The sequence below is a fragment of the Pelagihabitans pacificus genome (assembly GCF_009371985.2).
GTDB lineage: Bacteria > Bacteroidota > Bacteroidia > Flavobacteriales > Flavobacteriaceae > Pelagihabitans > Pelagihabitans pacificus.
The window spans coordinates 433,363-450,621 of record NZ_VIKU02000002.1 but is presented as its reverse complement, the minus strand read 5'-3'; the positions used below and the strand labels follow the sequence as shown (position 1 = coordinate 450,621).

Genomic DNA, 17,259 nt, shown 5'->3' with positions numbered 1-17,259 from the left:
GGGTCCTAGATTTTAGAGTCGGGTTGCGAGAATTCAAATCCGCGGTTTTGAATGACTTGTTTGTACCATAGGGCCGAATTTTTTGGCGTTCGTTCCAAGGTCCCATAATCGACGAAATGAATACCGAAACGTTTCGAATAGCCGAGCGCCCATTCAAAATTGTCCATGAACGACCAGACAAAATAACCTTTCAGGTTAGCCCCGTTCTTGATGGCCTTATGGCAGGCGGCCAAATAACTTTCAATGAATTCTTTCCGCACGGTATCGTTTACTTCCCCATTTTCAATCTGATCGTCGAGTGAACAGCCGTTTTCGGTAATGTAGAGCGGTGGATTCCCATAACGTTCACTGATCCATTCTATCAGTTTTCGGCATCCCCATGGAACGATTGCCCAATTCATGGTCGTCATTTTCCATTCGGGATCTGCAGTTAGTTGCACGTATTGATCTTCAAAGATGCCACCATTGCCATAGACCTCGTTTTGTACGTCGGCATTTGGGTCTACGTCCGAGGCATAGAGTGTCGTATAGTGGTTCAATCCAAAGAAATCGCTAGAGCCTTTGATCAGGTTGATATCCTCCTCGGTAAACTTTGGGAGTCGTTCACCTACGCGATCTTTCATTACCTGTGGATAATCCCCAAGGTAAATGGGGTCTGCGAACCAACCCAGAAAAAATTCCAGCGACCGTGTCGCCGCATCTTTATCCGCCTGCTTTTCGCTCGACGGTTCCCGCCAATCGCCATTGTTACTGATTCCAATCTGTCCCTGTTGTTCGGGTTGATAGTGTTCCCGGTAGCATTGTACTGCTTTGCCATGCGCCCGAAGTAATTGATGGGCTACTAGATAGGGTTCGCTTTTCGATATTCGCCCCGGGGCGAACACACCCTCACCATGCCCTAATATGGCCACTACCCATGGTTCGTTCAAGGTAATCCAATGTTTTACCCGGTCCCCAAAATTTTCAAAACAGATACCGGCGTATTGGGCGAACGAATCGGCAATTTCAGGATTCAGCCATCCGTCTTTTTCAGTTTGTAAGGCCAAAGGTAAATCCCAGTGGTACAGGGTAATCCAAGGGGTGATGTTATGTTTCAATAACTCATCGATGAGATTATTGTAAAATTCAATACCCTTTGGATTTATAGCCCCTTGACCGTCGGGCTGTATCCGGCTCCATGAGATGGAAAATCGATAGGCCTTCAATCCAAGATTCGCCATCAATTGTACATCTTCCCTGTAGCGGTGATAGTGATCACAGGCAACATCGGCAGTTTCGTTGTTGTTGGTTCTACCAGGGGTATGGGTATGGGCGTCCCAGATACTCCACGCCCTCCCATCCTCGGTGGCCCCTCCTTCTATCTGGTGGCTTGAAGTAGCGGAACCCCATACAAAATCAATAGGGAATTGTAGCATAGGTTGTTTGTTAAAGGGTACATCAACTTTTTAAAAATGGAATAGGCTTATAAAAGTCAATAAAAATAAGCAGAACCACCACCAATATACTGACAAATTCAAATACAAATTTGAAAGTATATGGATTTATACAACAAAAAAATATACCTATCTTCAATGCATTAAATCAAACCACTACCAATGAAAACCATACCTTGGCAGAAGCTTGCAGGTTTCGCCTGCGCTTCGTTCTTTTTTCTTGCAGCCTGTACGAAAAAGGAAACTACCAAAAATTATGTGTTGGAAGGGAGCTTAAAAAAATGGCACCCGATTACCATTACCTTCGATGGGCCCGAACTTTCCGAGACCGATAGCATCAATCCGTTCCTGGACTACAGTTTGATTACGCGATTCCATAATGGAAAAGATACCGTACCGGTACATGGGTACTTCGCTGCGGATGGCGATGCCGGCAATACAGGAGCGGTTTCAGGGAATAAATGGCGGGTAAAATTTACCCCGTCGACGGCCGGTGATTGGCAATTCGAATCACAGCTATTGAAAGGAAAAGAGATTGCTGTTTCCGTCGCTGAATCTTCCGGGGCGTATAGTTCTTTATGGAAAACCAAGGGAAGATTTAAGGTGATGGAAGTCGATACGACCGCTAAGGGATTTTATAAAACCGGTAGGCTCACCTACGCTGGAAAGCGTTATTTGGAAGAGGCGGAGACTGGAAAGCCTTTTTTAAAAAATGGGGTGGGCAGTCCGGAGAACTTTTTGGCCTATCACGAATTCGATGGCACCTTTGACAATGGTGGTGCCGAAACGCCGACCTTAAACGAAGGACTGCATGAATTTGCTACACATGTGGCCGATTGGAAATCAGGAGATCCCACTTGGGGAGATGACAAGGGAAAGGGTATCATTGGCGCATTGAATTATTTGGCAGGGAAAGGGATGAACAGCCTTTATTTTTTGGTTATGAACGAACATGGTGATGGTGACGATGTTTGGCCGTGGACCGCCCCGGGGAAACAGACCCGCTATGATGTCAGCAAGTTGGCCCAGTGGGAAGTGGTCTTCACCCATATGGATCAGTTGGGAATGGCTATGAACGTATTTACCCAAGAAACGGAAAACGACACCATCCTGAACAAAGGGGATTTAGGTCTGGAACGAAAGCTTTACTATAAGGAACTGGTTGCGCGTTTTGGACATCATTTAGGGGTGGTATGGAATTTAGGGGAGGAAACCAATCGTAGCCCCGAGCAACTGAAGAGCTATGCCTCCTATATAAGAGGTATTGATCCCTATGACCATCCGATTGCGGTACATAATCATATTCGTGTGACCGGGAAGCGCATGGAGGGAAGACCATTGGATCCTATCCAAGAGACGCTAACACCGCTATTGGGATATCGGGATTTTGAGATACCGTCGCTGCAAATGTTCGACACGACCGAAGTACATCGAGAAGTTCGGAAGTGGATCGACCTTTCTATGGGAAAAAAGAAACCCTGGGTGGTTTATCTGGATGAGATAGGGCATTGGGATATCGGGGTCACTACCGATACGGCCGCAAACAATAACCATGACATGGTCATGCGCACTAGTCTATGGGGCAGTTTACTGTCTGGTGGAGCCGGTACCTCTTGGTATTTCGGCGGTCTTGATACCGCACATAACGACATGGCCGCGGAGGACTTTCGTGCCCGCAACCAGTGGTGGGAAACCAGTAACAACGCACGGGTGTTCTTTCAAGACCATTTGCCATTTTGGGAGATGAAGGGCCACGACGAACTGGTAAGCAACGAAAAGGCCTATTGTTTTGCCAAAAAGAATGAGATTTATGTGGTGTACCTGCCCAAGGGGGAAACCACCGATTTGGAAATAGGTGATGGCGCCTTTACAATCGCCTTTTACGACCCTAAGGGAGGGGGCAAACTCTACGATATGCAAAATAGTGGTTGGAAGATTACCAAACCGAATAGTGTTACGCTTTCGGCCTTGGACGGGAAGGGCGACATGGATTGGGTAATCGTCATCATGCGAAAATAGTTGTCATTTTAGTAATGGATTAATCCGTTCGGGCAGATTTGGAACCGCCCAATTTTTAATAACTTAATAAAAGAAAAGCAAAAATCATAATCAGTGAAACTTCCCAGTCTATTTTTTATTGGTATCATTTGTCTTTCCTGCGTAGGAAAAAAAGAACCGTTGCCCATGGTTTTTCCGGGGGATACATGGATAGAAAAGCAACCTGGAGAGCTGGGAATCGATTCCCAAAAAATGCAGGAGGCACTGGATTATTTGGCATCCGAGTCCGGGGAGGACGGATTGGAGGAGGTTTTTATCGCGCGTAATGGCTACGTCGTTTACAGAGGCGATAGTATTTATAAAAAGCACAATATTTACTCTTCCAGCAAGTCTTTTACCAGTACGGTTTTGGGAATACTAACCGACCAAGGGATGCTCAGCGAGGAAACTTTCGCCAAGGAAATCGACACGGCTTTGGCAGAGCTATATCCAGAGGTACGGTTAAAACATTTTGCCAGCATGACCTCGGGTTACAGTGGTAATGGGGAAAGTCGGTGGAACGAACCGAGTGCGGACTGGTCGTGGACCCCCTACGCGATCGATTCCGCCCTGTTTGTACCCGGTTCCGAATATGCCTATTGGGACGAGGCACAAATGATGTTCGGCCGGCTCCTTACCATGAAAGCGCGAAAAAGCTTGAAGTCTATTTTTGACGAGAAGATCGGGAAAACCATTGGATTGGGGGAATACGAATGGGGTACCGAACAAGATCCGAATTTGCCGGAACTAACGATTAACAATGGTTGTACGGGCGTCATGATCAATGCGGAACAATTGGCCCGTTTCGGTCATTTTTACCTTAATGAAGGCAATTGGAACGGACAACGGCTATTATCAAGGGAATGGATTGGCAAAGCCACGCAAAATCAGGTGTTTACCGATGAGGTAGCCGATACCGACCGCAGTAATGTCGATGGTCGTGGCTGTTATGGCTACAATTGGTGGGTAAACGGAGAAATGCCAACAGGAAAATGGCACATGCCCGATGCACCTAAATCGCTCTACTATGCAAGTGGTCTACATAACAATATGTGCTTTGTAATTCCAGAATGGAACATGGTTTTTGTACGAAGGGGCGAAGACGGGAATCCTGCAAAGGGAAAACCCTACGTTTACAATTCGTTTTTTAAAAGAATGGCCTTGGCTATCAAAGATTAGGAAGTGGGGGATATCGGTCGTTTGTGGCACTTATTTAGTGTGAAGGATACAAATTCCGTGTATTTTTTTAGTTAAGTATTTATAGATTTGTATAGTTAAAAATGTACATGGGGAAGTTTGGAATAGCGTTCACAATAGCCATTTTGATGGTGGCCTGCAAAGAAGATCCATCCGCAAAGGAGGAATCGAAGCAAGGGTTTCGGATGACGGACGAGGAAAGGAATGCTACCCCCCAAGTACAAAAACAACCCGAAAAAAATTTTAGGACCTTCACGAACCTAGCGGATACAACGTTTATCCGTTTGGCCGATTTTAGCGATGGGTTTGCTTACGACCTCCGGTACGCTACGGAAAATAATTTCTTAAAGGAGAAGGTATACGACTGTGCCGAATGCTATACCCGGGTGAAGACCGCAAAAGCCTTGTTGATGGCGAATAAGGAATTTGAGAAGTACGGTGTCCGTATCAAGTTTTTCGATTGTTATCGCCCCAATTCGGTACAATACAAGATGTGGGCCATCGTACCCAACCCCCAATATGTGGCAAACCCCAAAAAGGGATCGATCCATAACAAGGGTGGGGCAGTCGACATTACCTTGGAGACCTTGGATGGGAAGGAGCTCGATATGGGTACCGACTTCGATTTTTTCGGTAAGCGGGCCTATCATGATATGACCGAGCTACCGAGGAAAATCCTAGAGAATCGCAAGCTACTTAAGGAAACCATGGAAAAACACGGTTTTTGGTCTACCAGAACCGAATGGTGGCATTATAATTTATCGGGTGCCCATAAGGATAAAGTTGCCAATTTTAAATGGGAATGCGAATGAAGTGGTCCAAAGTTCAAAGTACACGGTTTCAAAAGTCAAATACTGGTATTATAGGACGGGTATTACTGGTGGCATGGATGCTGTTTTTTCTATTTCAATCATGTGAGGAGGCTCCAAAAAAAGAAGTGGAAACAGAAACCCAACCCAATGTGTTGTTTATTGCGGTAGATGACCTGAACGACTGGGTGGGATGCCTACAGGGTCATCCGCAGGTACAAACACCGAATATCGACCGTTTGGCTACCAGCGGAACCTTGTTCACCAATGCCCATACCCAATCGCCAATCTGCAATCCCTCACGCACCAGTGTGCTGACGGGATATCGACCTTCTACCACTGGAATTTATGGCCTCTCCCCATGGATACGGGAGGTTCCGGAATTGAAAGACCTAGTAACGTTGCCCCAGTATTTTTCCACGAACGGATACAAGACCTATTCAACGGGAAAGATTTTTCACGGTGGCTATGGAAGAGGAAAACAGGATACCGAGTTTGATAGTTTGGGACCATCGTCAGGGGTAAAGAAGCAGCCCCCTCGAAAACTGGCAGGGGAGACACCGGGAGGTAACAATCCTTGGGTCGATTGGGGCGATTTTGGTTTAAAGGATGAAGACGTCCAGGATTGGGAAGTAGCGAATTGGGCCGTGGATGTGTTGGAAAGCCGACCGGAAGGCCCCTACTTTTTGGGGGTAGGATTCTTTCTACCCCATGTACCGCTCTACGCTCCCACAAAAGAGTTTGAAAAGTATCCCAAAGACTCCATTCAAATGCCGCCGATGTTGGCCGATGACCGGGAAGATACGCCGAGGGCATCTTGGTACAACCATTGGGACGTTCCCGAACCCCGATGGAAATGGTTTCAGGAAAAGGACCAGGATACACTATTCGTACAGGCCTATCTAGCCGCCATCAGTTTTATGGATCGTCAGTTGGGACGGGTCTTGGATGCTTTGGAGGAAAACGGACAGGCCGAAAATACCATCATTGTTTTATGGTCCGATCACGGTTTCCATCTTGGGGAAAAGGAAATTTCAGGGAAGAATACGTTATGGGAGCGGTCTACCAGGGTCCCCTTGATTTTTGCCGGAAAAGGAATCGGTGTCGGTCAAAAGACCAACGAGCCGGTGGAGTTGCTCGATATCTACCCTACTCTTAACGAGCTTTGCGGCATGCCGGAAAAAGAAGATCTGGAGGGCCATAGTCTGGTGCCTTTTTTAAAGGATGCAAAAGCTACCAGGCCGTGGCCTGCGATCACCACCAACAATTGGAACAATCATGCTGTCCGCACTAAGGAATGGCGGTATATTCGCTATGCCGACGGTAGCGAAGAACTATACGATTTGCGGAAGGATCCGAACGAATGGACGAATCTTATCGGTAGGCCAGAGTATCGGTCGAAGGCCGACAGCTTAGCTGCTTGGCTCCCGAAAGAGAACCGCCTGCCGTATACCGGTGATTTTCAGCGTGTGCTGGAATATCGTGACGAAGGAATTTTTTGGCAGGGAAAACCCATCGGTTCCAGCGACCCGATTCCAGGTATGGATTGAAAAGAAATCTTTTATGAGACTACTAAAACTAGGGGCTATTTTTATGTTGATACAGGTATCCTTACGTGCCCAAGATACCATTATGCCACTATGGCCGCAGGACAAAATCCCGAATCGCATCGAGTCTGGCGAAAAGGAGGTGCGGGAGGTCAACGGAATTCTGCGTATCAGTAAGGTACAACAGCCTTCTATAGAAGTTTATCTACCGGCGGTATCCAATGCCACTGGTGAAGCCATGCTCATATTTCCCGGAGGTGGCTATGGAATTTTGGCTTATGATTGGGAAGGAACCGATATTGCCAAGTTTTTGAATGGGAAAGGGATTGCAGGAATCGTTGTAAAGTATCGGCTCCCCTCGGATACCTCACAAGAGGAAAAGCACCTGGTACCCCTGATCGATGCACAGCGTGCGATGCGTCTGGTGCGTAGCATGGCTACTGACTTTCACATAGAGCCGGATAAAATTGGGATTATTGGCTTTTCTGCCGGGGGACACTTGGCTTCTACTTTGGGCACCCATTTTAACGAAACGGTCTACGAACCGATGGATGCAATCGATGCTGAAAGTGCCCGTCCGGATTTTATGGCGCTCGGATATGCGGTGATTACCTTTGGTGAGACATCGACCCACAAAGGTTCCCAATACAATCTTTTGGGGGAAAATCCGCCGGCGGATCTAGTGACCTACTTTTCCAACGAAAAACAAGTGACCGAAAACACGCCTCCTAGCTTTTTGTTCCATGCAATGGACGATGAAGCCGTTCCGGTAGGGAACAGTTTAGACTTTTTAAAGGCTTTGAAAGACAAAGGTGTCCCAGCTACCCTGCATGTGTATCCCAAAGGGGGACACGGATTTTCCCTAGCAAGAAAAGATTCCCATTTGCGCGGGTGGACAGAACGGATGTTCGAATGGATGGAGGCCTTGGAATGATGTCGATTTATGAATCGTAATGAGCTGTTTCAAAATGTCTTAAGATAATCGAGCATTTTTTGACGTTCCCGCTGGGTCGGAAGCCTTCCATATCCCGCCATCATGTTATCGACTACATGCTTTGGTTTTGATGTTCCGGGTATTGCGCAATTAACCGCTTCGTCGGCAAGAAGGTATTTCAAAAAATATTGGGCCCAAGAGTTGATGCCGAGCTCTTTGCACCAGTCCGGCAGTATTTTTCCGCGGACCGAGCTGAATAGGGAACCGCCATCAAAAGGTCGGTTTAGAATCACGGCAGTGCCATGCTCTTCTGCGGTTCTTAGAAGGCTGATTTCCGCATTACGTCGGTTGATGGAATAGTTGAACTGCACAAAATCGGGCTGTTCCTCCTTGATGATTCGCGCCAGGGTGTCATGGGATGCATCGGTGTAATGGGTTATGCCCCAATAGTTGATTTTTCCCAGCTCTTTCCAATCCTTGAGTGTTTTAAGATGTGTTTGCCAATCGATCAGATTGTGTATTTGCATCAGGTCGATTTTTTCCCTTTTCATTTTGCGCAAAGAACTTTCCATCTGGTCTTGTCCCGCTTGCTTTCCGGAGGTCCACACTTTGGTCGCATAGAAAAAATCGTCTTGGATTCCCAATCGTGAGGTGAGATCGCCGACCACCTGTTCCGAGCTACCGTACATGGGAGAGCTGTCGATGACTTTTCCACCTTTTTCCTTCATTTTCGTAAGTACTTCCGAGAGTCTTTCCCGAGCGGCACTGTCGTTTCCAACATCAAAGGTTTGCCAGGTCCCTAGACCCACAACGGGAAGGGGCTGACCTGAAGACGGAATTTTTCGTGTTGTCATTTCATTGGTCCCTACAGAGGGTAAAGCGGGTAAGATGGCCGTACCTAAGGTGAAACACGCTATGGACTTTGTGGCCTCCCGCCTTGAAAATGTTTTCATAGAAAATAAATTAAGTCAACTAAATGGGGTTTTATCACTATTTTTTTTGAATCATAGCCAATGATGGACTGGAAACCCAGTTGGAGTTCCGAGCGTCAAAATACCGTAAGAATTGGTAGTGGAAGGCTTATGGACAATAAGGTAGCTCTTTTTTTCAATTCTCGCGAATGCAAGTTCATAAAATAAGAAGGACGAACTGTGATGCATTTCTGATAAACTTTTATATTTTTGCAATCCAAAATCGGGATATGGCCCTTCGGCTTCGCTCAGGATAAACTGCACCACAGTACGTTCTGGGTCGGTCAAAAACCATAGGGATTTATGAGTTTTAGAATCCTTTAATAAACTTTCGGGATGTGGCCCTTCGGCTTCGCTCAGGATAAACTGCACCACAGTACGTTCTGGGTCTGTCAAAAACCATAGGGATTTATGAGTTTTAGAATCCTTTAATAAACTTTCGGGATGTGGCGCAGTCCGGTAGCGCACTCGGCTGGGGGCCGAGTGGTCGCAGGTTCAAATCCTGTCATCCCGACCAAGCGGAAAAGTGATTTGCCATGGCAAATCACTTTTTTTGTTCCCGGAATCGTCCAAAACAAAGTTTAGGCACGGGGCCGGGAACAAAAAAAGCGGGAGCGACGGCTTCGCTTTTCCATTTGCAGCAAAGGGCTGCCGAGGATTCTGTAAATCCTGTCATCCCGACGAACCACTTTTCAGTGGGTATCAAAGCACTGTCAACTGACTGATTGACAGTGCTTTTTATTTTTATTGCATTCATACGATATCATCTGAAACCACCCTTTTGGTGTGTAATTCGGTGTGCAATTTGTTGTAAATTTAAGTAGCATTCAGGCCTTCTGGATGTAGTCTTTAAACAAATTATGTTTAACTAAAAAGACTTGCAACATGTGTACGGACAGCATTTTAGGAGTGATTTTCTTCACAAGGAAAAAACGGAACAATCCCGAAAGATTGGATATTTACGTGCGGATTACCGTCAACAAACAGCGGGCGGAACTGTGCATAAATCGTTGCACTTTGGCCGACTTTCAATATGAATCCAAACCCATCGGTCTTTGGCCCCTGAATGTTTGGGGGTAGTTTAGTTCATTTTATTGGAAACTACATCAATCTTGGTCGCTGTTGCTATCAAAAACAATTGTTTACATAGAAGCCCTACGTACCCAAAGGAAGGTGCTATCGCAACGATGGTTGGCCTCCGCTTCCTCAAAAAAATGAATCGCCAGCTTTTTTTATCTTTAGGAATCGGACCATGAGCCTATGCGATTCAAAATATTCTTCCTATATGTATTCCTGTTTATGGCCGGGTGGTCCTACGGGCAGAAGTTCAAGTATGCTTATTATCACGGGGAGGAAGTTCCTTTTAAAAATGTCAATCAGGTAATACGGGACTTCAAGGGCTATACCTGGTTGGCGACCGATCAAGGGCTCTTTCGATTTGATGGCAATACTTTTGAGGATTTTAATACCACCTTGCGCAGCAAGACCATACGAACCTTTGTTTCCTGGGATGAAAACAACCTGCTATTCTCGAACGATACCGGGATACATAGGATTTTCTACGCCAATGACCAACCCCGGATAGCGTCATTTAAGACAAGTACGGACTTTCATTACCCTACTGGACTTTTTAAGGATAGTCAAAACAGGTTGTGGACAGGTCAAATGAACGGATCCATTCTTATGTTTTCCCAAGAAGAAGATTTAGGGAAGCTGTTTGATTCGGTATCCCGCGTAAAAACCCCAAAAATGTTCTTCGGGGAGGATACATTCGGGACCATTTGGGTATTGGTGCCGGGGCAAGGTCTTTTCTACCTAGACGATACTTCCCAAAAATTTGCGCTCTTTAAAAATGTCGGTCGGAGCCATCACTTTTTGGTAGCGGATGATGTTATTTGGTTAGTAGGAGATCGGCTTGAAAAATTTACGGTAACCCGTAGTCGGAATGTTGTTAACAGGCAAATCTTTGCCGTGGATAAGGAATTCCGGCACATCGCGGTAAACCATAAGGGCAGTATGTTCCTAAATACGGAGTCGGCCATCTACACCTTTCAAAACGATGGAAACAACGCCAAGTTATCCAAGGTATTTGGTGCCAATGATCCACACAGGGTAGAGGAACTCTCCTTTGGCACCATCAATCGGTTACACTTTACCAAAGATGAAAATGCATCGAATGAGGTCATCTGGGTATGTTCCGACAAAGGGCTTACCTTAATGTGGTCTAGCTTTTTTCAAAGTGTTTCGGGTTTGGGACATGACAATATTCGAGCGATGAACTCCAACCCGGAGGGCCCCATCCTAATTTCTCAAGGCGATGTATCGCGGATACGCGACCAAGGCATATCCAAAGGGTTTGAAAAAGAGGATAATCTCAATGGCATCGTCGGTATCGGCTCGTTGAACGATAACATATGGTATGGTTCGGCGGAAGGAATGATATTTCAATATCGCGGCCGTCAATTGGCAAGAACCTATGATCTTAGCGCAAGGGGTAGTGGTATCTTCTTTATCTCGGCAGACCACAGCGGAAATCTGTGGTTCTGTCAGGCGGCCTCCAATCAACCCATCGTAGGTACCGCAAAGATCAATCCGAAAGGGGATGTTATTGAATACGGAAAGGAGAAAGGCTTTGACAATCGTATATTGGTCATTCGAGAAGGTGGTAAAAACGAATTGTACGCCGCTGGCATCGGTGTATCATCCTACTTATATAAATACGATCCTTTATCCGACCGATTTCAAAACAAGAGTTTGCCGTTTCCATTTAAGGTCAGCGGTAATTTTGAAGTTCATGATATGGCCGTGGACCGTTTGGGTATCGTTTGGCTAGCGACTACCGACGGACTTCTTAAATACGATACCGAGACCATTAGGAAGGTCCGCCTCGGGCAGTATACCGACAATGAGGTTCGATCAATAACCGCCATGCCCGATAATGCGCTTTGGTTGGCTACCGATACCAACGGGCTTATACATTTGGATGGGGAAGGGAACTACGTGATTTTTGACGAGGATAGCGGAACCCCCTCAAAGATATCCTCTTACCGTTGTATGGTTCTTTATAACGACTCACAGCTCTGGGTCGGTACGCCGGAAGGGGTGGTGTATTCCTCACGGACCAACCCTTGGCCGTATCAAACAAAGACACCTATTATTAAAGAGGTTAGGGTAGATAATAGCGAGATTGAAGGGCAAAATACCATCCAACTGAAGGAATCCCAAAAAGTCCGGATTACCATGGCAACGCTGACATTCCCAAGCGAGGATGTCAACTATCGATATAAAATATTCGAGAGTGGTTTACCCCGGGAAGACATAGACGATGTCGCTTGGTCCGATGTCCCGACCCCTGAGCTTGTCTTAGAGGAACTGAAGGGCGGAAACTATCGGATATTGGTTCAGGGTCAAAAAACCGGGGGGTTTAGATGGAGCGCACCCGTGGTAGTAGAGTTGGATGTATCGCAAAGATGGTACCGCACCTGGTGGGGCGTTTTCCTACTGGTGACCATTGGATTCTTTTTCTTTTGGTTCTTCGTAAGGCGCTGGCTGCTGAAACGGGTTGGGAGCTTACAAGCTTCGCTATACCATAAACAAAAGGAACTGGCAGAAAAAGAGGCCGAATTGGTCGAGCAAAGTAGTACCCTCAAGCAGAAAAAAAACGAACTGAAGAGTACGGGAGTCAATATTTACCTACTCCATAGGTTGATCAAACAAATTCCCGAGGATTCTAGCTGGAAGACCGTACTACCCATTCTCAGCAAATTGGTAGAGCTTCCAACGGGCATCGATGTTTTTGAGCTTGCCTACAAACAAGGGGAGGTAATCAGATTCAAGGGGTACCTTCGGGGGAATCATGAAATGATCAAACGGGAGGAGGCATTTAATGAAAGGAACAACTTGGCAAGTTATGTTATGGTTACCGAAAAACCCCTTTTAATCCATGATTTTACCAAAGAAGTTGGGGACTACGTAAGCCAACAAGATAGTATCGGATATGTATCACGAATATATGTACCCTTCGATCAAAAGAATGGCGGCACGGCGGTTTTTTGCATTTATTCCAAGGAAAAAAATGCGTTTTCACAGCAAATCAGTGCCTTGTTGGGAATTCTCGTCCGGTTTTTGTCGGTAAACGCTAACGATGAGCTCAAATAATATGGACAAACTCTCTTCAACAGTATTATTTATTTCGGTTCTTTCCATGGGTCTCATAGGAAATGCCAATGCCTTTCGGGATACCCTGTTGGTGGGTATCTACGAGGATCCACCATTTGTTGTAAAGGAGTCACAGGGCTATGCCGGGGTTTCGATTGATCTTTGGGAGCATATGGCAACCGAGATGAATATCGCCTATGAATATGTGGAATATAGTGATGCGGTGGGTATCATCCGTTCCCTCGACTATGACGAGCTCGATATTTCCATCAATCCGTTGAGCAATAGCCCCAGTCGGATAGAGCGGTTTCAGGTAAGTCAGCCCTTCTATATTTCGAGTGTGGGCGTCGCGACTACGACCAGCAGCCAAGGTCAATTTCAAATTTTTGTCAATAACTTTTTCTCCCGTGATTTTTTAAACATAGTACTACTCTTGCTAGTGATTTTATTGACTTTTGGAACTATCCTATGGTTTGCCGAACGAAAGACGAACAAATACCAGTTCAGGCCTGGTATCAGGGGTCTCTTCGATGGCCTTTGGTGGGCCGCGGTGACCATGACCACGGTCGGTTATGGTGATAAGGCGCCAAAGACACACTTGGGAAAGACCATAGCCATCATCTGGATGTTTACCGCAATTATCATCATTTCCGGATTTACCGCCACCATTGCTTCAACGTTAACGGTCAATACGCTCGAAGCGGATATCAGTGGACTGGAAGACCTACAGGGCGCCAAAAAAATGGGTGTTGTGGGAGCCTCTGATGCCGAACTCTTTATGCATCAACACGATTTGCAAGCGTCACAGGTGTATAGAACCCCGTTACAGGCCCTTAGGGCCTTGGCGAGAAAAGAAATTGAGATTTTGGTTTCCGATAAGACCACGACGAAGTACCTCATCAAAACCAATGACATGGGAAATGACATCAGGCTACTTCCACTGACTTTTCAAAAACAGTATAGGAGCTTCATTATGCCGAAATCCCAGCCCTTGTTCAATGAGGTGAACAAACAGCTTATTACCCGCATTCAATCGGTATCGTGGAATGAATCGCTAAAGAAATATGGGTTGGATGAATAAAGTTTCTATATTACCACTTAGAATATTGAAAAACTCGAATTTGAAATACGTTTCCCTCTTTTTCCTCCTCACAACCATTGGACTACTATCCCAGGAGCTTCCGCCCATTCAAAATTTTTACCCCAAAGACTATCATGGTGAAAATCAGAACTGGGCTATTTCACAGTCCCCCAAAAGACTGGTTTACGTTGCCAATAGCAAGGGGCTCATGGAGTTCAATGGAGCAAGCTGGCAGTTATATCCTTCTCCCAATGAAACGATTATGCGCTCCGTAAAGGTGGTCGATGACCGTATTTATACCGGTTGTTTTATGGAATTCGGTTACTGGCAAAAGAATAATCTGGGCACTTTGTCCTACACTTCCATATCCAAACAAATGTCCGTGGAACTCATCGAAGACGAGGAGTTTTGGAACATTATTAATGTTGATGATTACGTTGTTTTTCAATCTTTAAGACGGATATACATATGGAATGTAAACAACGGAATGGTGAAAACGATTGATTCCGAAAGTACCATCACGAAAATGTTCGAAATCGATCAAAACATCTATTTTCAAAGGATGGGAGAGGGGATATTTAAACTGGAATCAGGCAGCGATTTTTTGCTTTTTGAGGATGACATCGTTAGAAATGATGAGGTCATAAACATTTTTGGTAGTGGGAAGGATCTCTTGATTCTCACAAAAAATAATGGTTTCTATACCTTGGAAAATGATGTGCTGGTACCGTCGAACGCCTTTCCAAATACCTTTTTATCAAATCTTAGTTTGTATGCGGGAATCCAGTTAAGGGATAAAAGTTTTGTTTTGGGGTCTGTATCCGACGGTTTACTCTATTTAAGTGACCGCGGAGAATTATTGTATCGGATCAATCAGGATACTGGCTTGTCCAACAATACGGTTTTGTCGCTTTTTGAGGATATTGATAGCAATATATGGACGGGACTTGATCATGGCGTCAGTTATGTGAATTTAAAAGCACCCTACCGGGTGTTCAACGATACCAAAGGAGTTTTAGGCAGTGTTTATGCATCTGCGGTGTACGACGGTAATTTATACCTCGGAACAAATCAGGGATTATTTTATAAGCCACTGAATGGTAACAATGGTTTTAGGTTTATCAACGGTACCCAGGAACAGGTATGGTTTTTGAAAGAAATTGATGGAAAACTGTTGTGTGGCCATAATTCCGGAACTTTTGAAATTAAGGGTGACCAAGCCACCAAAATAGTAAGTATTCAAGGGGCATGGAATATGGGTAAGCTGCCCAATAGGCCGGGTCTGTTACTTCAGGGCAACTATGATGGGTTGTATGTACTGGTAAGATCGGGTGATTCGTGGAGGCTACGAAATAAGATCAGTGGTTTTAACAATTCATCTAGGTATTTTGAAACGTTGGGCAATCAAATCTTCGTAAACCATGAGTATAACGGGGTGTTTAAAATAGAGGTGGATGATTCCTTTTTCGGAGTAAAACATATGGTGAAGGATACGCTTCTAAAAGGTTCCAATTCGGGACTGGTGAAATACAATGGCAACTTATTATATGCCTATAAAAACGGTATTCTCCATTACGACGAGGACGACCAAAGGTTTGTGACAGACAGTCTTTTAAGTAGGGCGTATACAGAGGAAGAATATGAATCCGGGAAGCTAGTAGTCCATGAGGAGGACAAAAAATTATGGATTTTCAACAAATCGAACATCAGTTTTTTCGAACCCATAGGCTTGACCAATTCCTTGAAAATAAAAAATGTGCCCTTGACAAAAGAAATGAGGGGCGACATCCTAGGCTATGAAAGTATTATTAAGCTAAATGAGGACGGCACCTATTTGGTAGGAAAAACCTCTGGGTATTTAACATTCAATATCAATGAAATAAAACCTAAGGATTTTGGTGTTTATATAGGCAGTATTACCAACAGCGATAATACCGACGAAACGCTACTCGACCAAATGACGGAAGGTAGTTTTGCAAGCAATGAAAACAATTTCAACTTTTCCTTCTACGCTCCGGTCTACAACAAGTATTTAAGTACACAATACCAATTTCGGCTAAAGGGAATGTACGACGAATGGAGCAATTGGTCGGAAAAGGCCGAGGTGTTTTATGAGAACCTCCCTTTTGGTGCATATACCTTCGACCTTAGGGCAAAAATTGGGAATACAATGTCGAACAATACGGCATCGTATTCCTTTGTGATAGCAAAACCTTGGTACATCTCCAACGTGATGATCGCTCTTTATGTATTGGGAATGGTACTGCTTTCATTCTTTATGCATTTCGCCTACAAACGGTATTATAGGAAGCAACGTCAAAAACTTATAGAAAAAAACAAACGTGAGTTGGAGTTGACCCAAGTTCAAAACGAGAAGGAAATTATAAGAATCAAGAACGAGCGACTGGAAATAGAGAATAAAAGCAAGAGTAAGGAATTGGCAGCTTCGACCATGAGCATTATCAAGAAAAATGAGTTGCTTACCAATATTAAAAATGAGCTGAATTCCATAGAGGACAAAGAGATGGTGAGGCCGGTAATCAAAATCATAGATAAGAGTCTTAACAGGAATGACGACTGGGAACTTTTCCAGGAAGCTTTCAACAATGCCGATAGCGAATTCTTAAAAAAAGTTAAGGCCTTACATCCGAATCTGTCACCCAACGACCTTCGATTGTGTGCATATTTGCGTTTAAACCTATCTTCAAAAGAGATAGCACAACTGCTACATATTTCACCGAGAAGTGTTGAAATAAAGCGCTATAGACTTCGCAAAAAAATGGATTTACGGCAGGGAGACAATTTAGTAGGCTACATTTTAAAGTTGTGACGAACTCACCGTTCTCAGTTGCAACCTCAACATCACTTCCCCATACCTCAACATTACCTATACAAAAGTGATTTTTAAGAGCTTTGGTTGAACAATACCGCGTTTTTAACAATTAGACAGAACATCCACTATAGCAGTCGTTTGAGATACCTCTATCTGTGATATCAATAGAAATACGACTCATTTTTTGCCATGTATATTTTTTGTAGTGGCAAAATTTATGGTATTCATAATTTTTGACCCTAAGTTTAAGGAATCAAAA

General features: G+C 44.8%; 12 protein-coding genes and 1 tRNA gene. 10 read left to right on the top strand and 3 right to left on the bottom strand.

Translation table 11 applies throughout. The features are described from left to right. Nucleotides 1-5 precede the first annotated feature (5 nt). Nucleotides 6-1,415 (bottom strand): GH1 family beta-glucosidase, encoded by a 1,410-nt coding sequence (locus FK220_RS09320; RefSeq protein ID WP_152574039.1) that lies wholly within the window; start codon nt 1,413-1,415, stop codon nt 6-8. 180 nt (nt 1,416-1,595) lie between these two features. Here FK220_RS09320 and FK220_RS09315 point away from each other — a divergent pair, with 180 nt between their 5' ends. The 5 genes from FK220_RS09315 (at nt 1,596) to FK220_RS09295 (ending at nt 7,957) form a co-directional block, all read left to right on the top strand. Beyond that, entirely contained in the window at nt 1,596-3,452 is a 1,857-nt protein-coding gene (locus FK220_RS09315; protein WP_152574038.1) for a DUF5060 domain-containing protein, read from the top strand. A gap of 93 nt (nt 3,453-3,545) precedes the next feature. Next, complete coding sequence (locus FK220_RS09310) at nt 3,546-4,649, top strand: serine hydrolase domain-containing protein (RefSeq protein ID WP_152574037.1); 1,104 nt, start codon at nt 3,546-3,548, stop codon at nt 4,647-4,649. A gap of 107 nt (nt 4,650-4,756) precedes the next feature. After that, nucleotides 4,757-5,479, top strand: a complete 723-nt coding sequence (locus FK220_RS09305; protein ID WP_152574036.1) for a M15 family metallopeptidase — start codon at nt 4,757-4,759, stop codon at nt 5,477-5,479. Next, nucleotides 5,476-7,026, top strand: coding sequence for a sulfatase (locus FK220_RS09300; RefSeq protein ID WP_238718961.1), 1,551 nt, complete (start codon nt 5,476-5,478; stop codon nt 7,024-7,026). Before FK220_RS09305 ends, FK220_RS09300 begins: the two co-directional genes overlap by 4 nt. 13 nt (nt 7,027-7,039) lie before the next feature. After that, a complete protein-coding gene (locus FK220_RS09295) occupies nt 7,040-7,957 on the top strand; it encodes an alpha/beta hydrolase (protein WP_152574035.1) in 918 nt (305 codons plus the stop codon). 29 nt (nt 7,958-7,986) lie between these two features. On the opposite strand, the gene FK220_RS09290 is transcribed toward FK220_RS09295, so the two are convergent. Continuing rightward, nucleotides 7,987-8,910, bottom strand: a complete 924-nt coding sequence (locus tag FK220_RS09290) for an aldo/keto reductase (protein ID WP_152574034.1) — start codon at nt 8,908-8,910, stop codon at nt 7,987-7,989. Between the two features lie 51 nt (nt 8,911-8,961). Further along, nucleotides 8,962-9,324 (bottom strand): hypothetical protein, encoded by a 363-nt coding sequence (locus FK220_RS09285; protein WP_152574033.1) that lies wholly within the window; start codon nt 9,322-9,324, stop codon nt 8,962-8,964. A 44-nt stretch (nt 9,325-9,368) separates the two neighbouring features. Between FK220_RS09285 and FK220_RS09280 the strand changes: the two genes are divergently transcribed. The 5 genes from FK220_RS09280 (at nt 9,369) to FK220_RS09260 (ending at nt 16,997) form a co-directional block, all read left to right on the top strand. Continuing rightward, nucleotides 9,369-9,445, top strand: a tRNA-Pro gene (locus tag FK220_RS09280). Nucleotides 9,446-9,813: 368 nt separating this feature from the next. Next, on the top strand, nt 9,814-10,008 hold the full coding sequence (locus FK220_RS09275) for a hypothetical protein (RefSeq protein ID WP_152574032.1): 195 nt from the start codon (nt 9,814-9,816) through the stop codon (nt 10,006-10,008). Nucleotides 10,009-10,188: 180 nt separating this feature from the next. Beyond that, nucleotides 10,189-13,086 carry a ligand-binding sensor domain-containing protein gene (locus FK220_RS09270; RefSeq protein ID WP_152574031.1) on the top strand — a complete coding sequence of 966 codons (2,898 nt, stop codon included), beginning with the start codon at nt 10,189-10,191 and terminating at the stop codon, nt 13,084-13,086. Then, complete coding sequence (locus FK220_RS09265; protein ID WP_152574030.1) at nt 13,073-14,167, top strand: transporter substrate-binding domain-containing protein; 1,095 nt, start codon at nt 13,073-13,075, stop codon at nt 14,165-14,167. Before FK220_RS09270 ends, FK220_RS09265 begins: the two co-directional genes overlap by 14 nt. Before the next feature lie 40 nt (nt 14,168-14,207). After that, entirely contained in the window at nt 14,208-16,997 is a 2,790-nt protein-coding gene (locus FK220_RS09260; protein ID WP_166204845.1) for a helix-turn-helix and ligand-binding sensor domain-containing protein, read from the top strand. Nucleotides 16,998-17,259 lie beyond the last annotated feature (262 nt).

Bases quoted from the DNA above. Each gene is read 5' to 3' on its own strand.
- FK220_RS09320 (WP_152574039.1), bottom strand. From the start codon at position 1,415: ATGCTACAATTCCCTATTGATTTTGTATGGGGTTCCGCTACTTCAAGC.
- FK220_RS09315 (WP_152574038.1), top strand. From the start codon at position 1,596: ATGAAAACCATACCTTGGCAGAAGCTTGCAGGTTTCGCCTGCGCTTCG.
- FK220_RS09265 (WP_152574030.1), top strand. From the start codon at position 13,073: ATGAGCTCAAATAATATGGACAAACTCTCTTCAACAGTATTATTTATT.
- FK220_RS09300 (WP_238718961.1), top strand. From the start codon at position 5,476: ATGAAGTGGTCCAAAGTTCAAAGTACACGGTTTCAAAAGTCAAATACT.
- FK220_RS09290 (WP_152574034.1), bottom strand. From the start codon at position 8,910: ATGAAAACATTTTCAAGGCGGGAGGCCACAAAGTCCATAGCGTGTTTC.
- FK220_RS09305 (WP_152574036.1), top strand. From the start codon at position 4,757: ATGGGGAAGTTTGGAATAGCGTTCACAATAGCCATTTTGATGGTGGCC.
- FK220_RS09270 (WP_152574031.1), top strand. From the start codon at position 10,189: ATGCGATTCAAAATATTCTTCCTATATGTATTCCTGTTTATGGCCGGG.
- FK220_RS09295 (WP_152574035.1), top strand. From the start codon at position 7,040: ATGAGACTACTAAAACTAGGGGCTATTTTTATGTTGATACAGGTATCC.
- FK220_RS09275 (WP_152574032.1), top strand. From the start codon at position 9,814: ATGTGTACGGACAGCATTTTAGGAGTGATTTTCTTCACAAGGAAAAAA.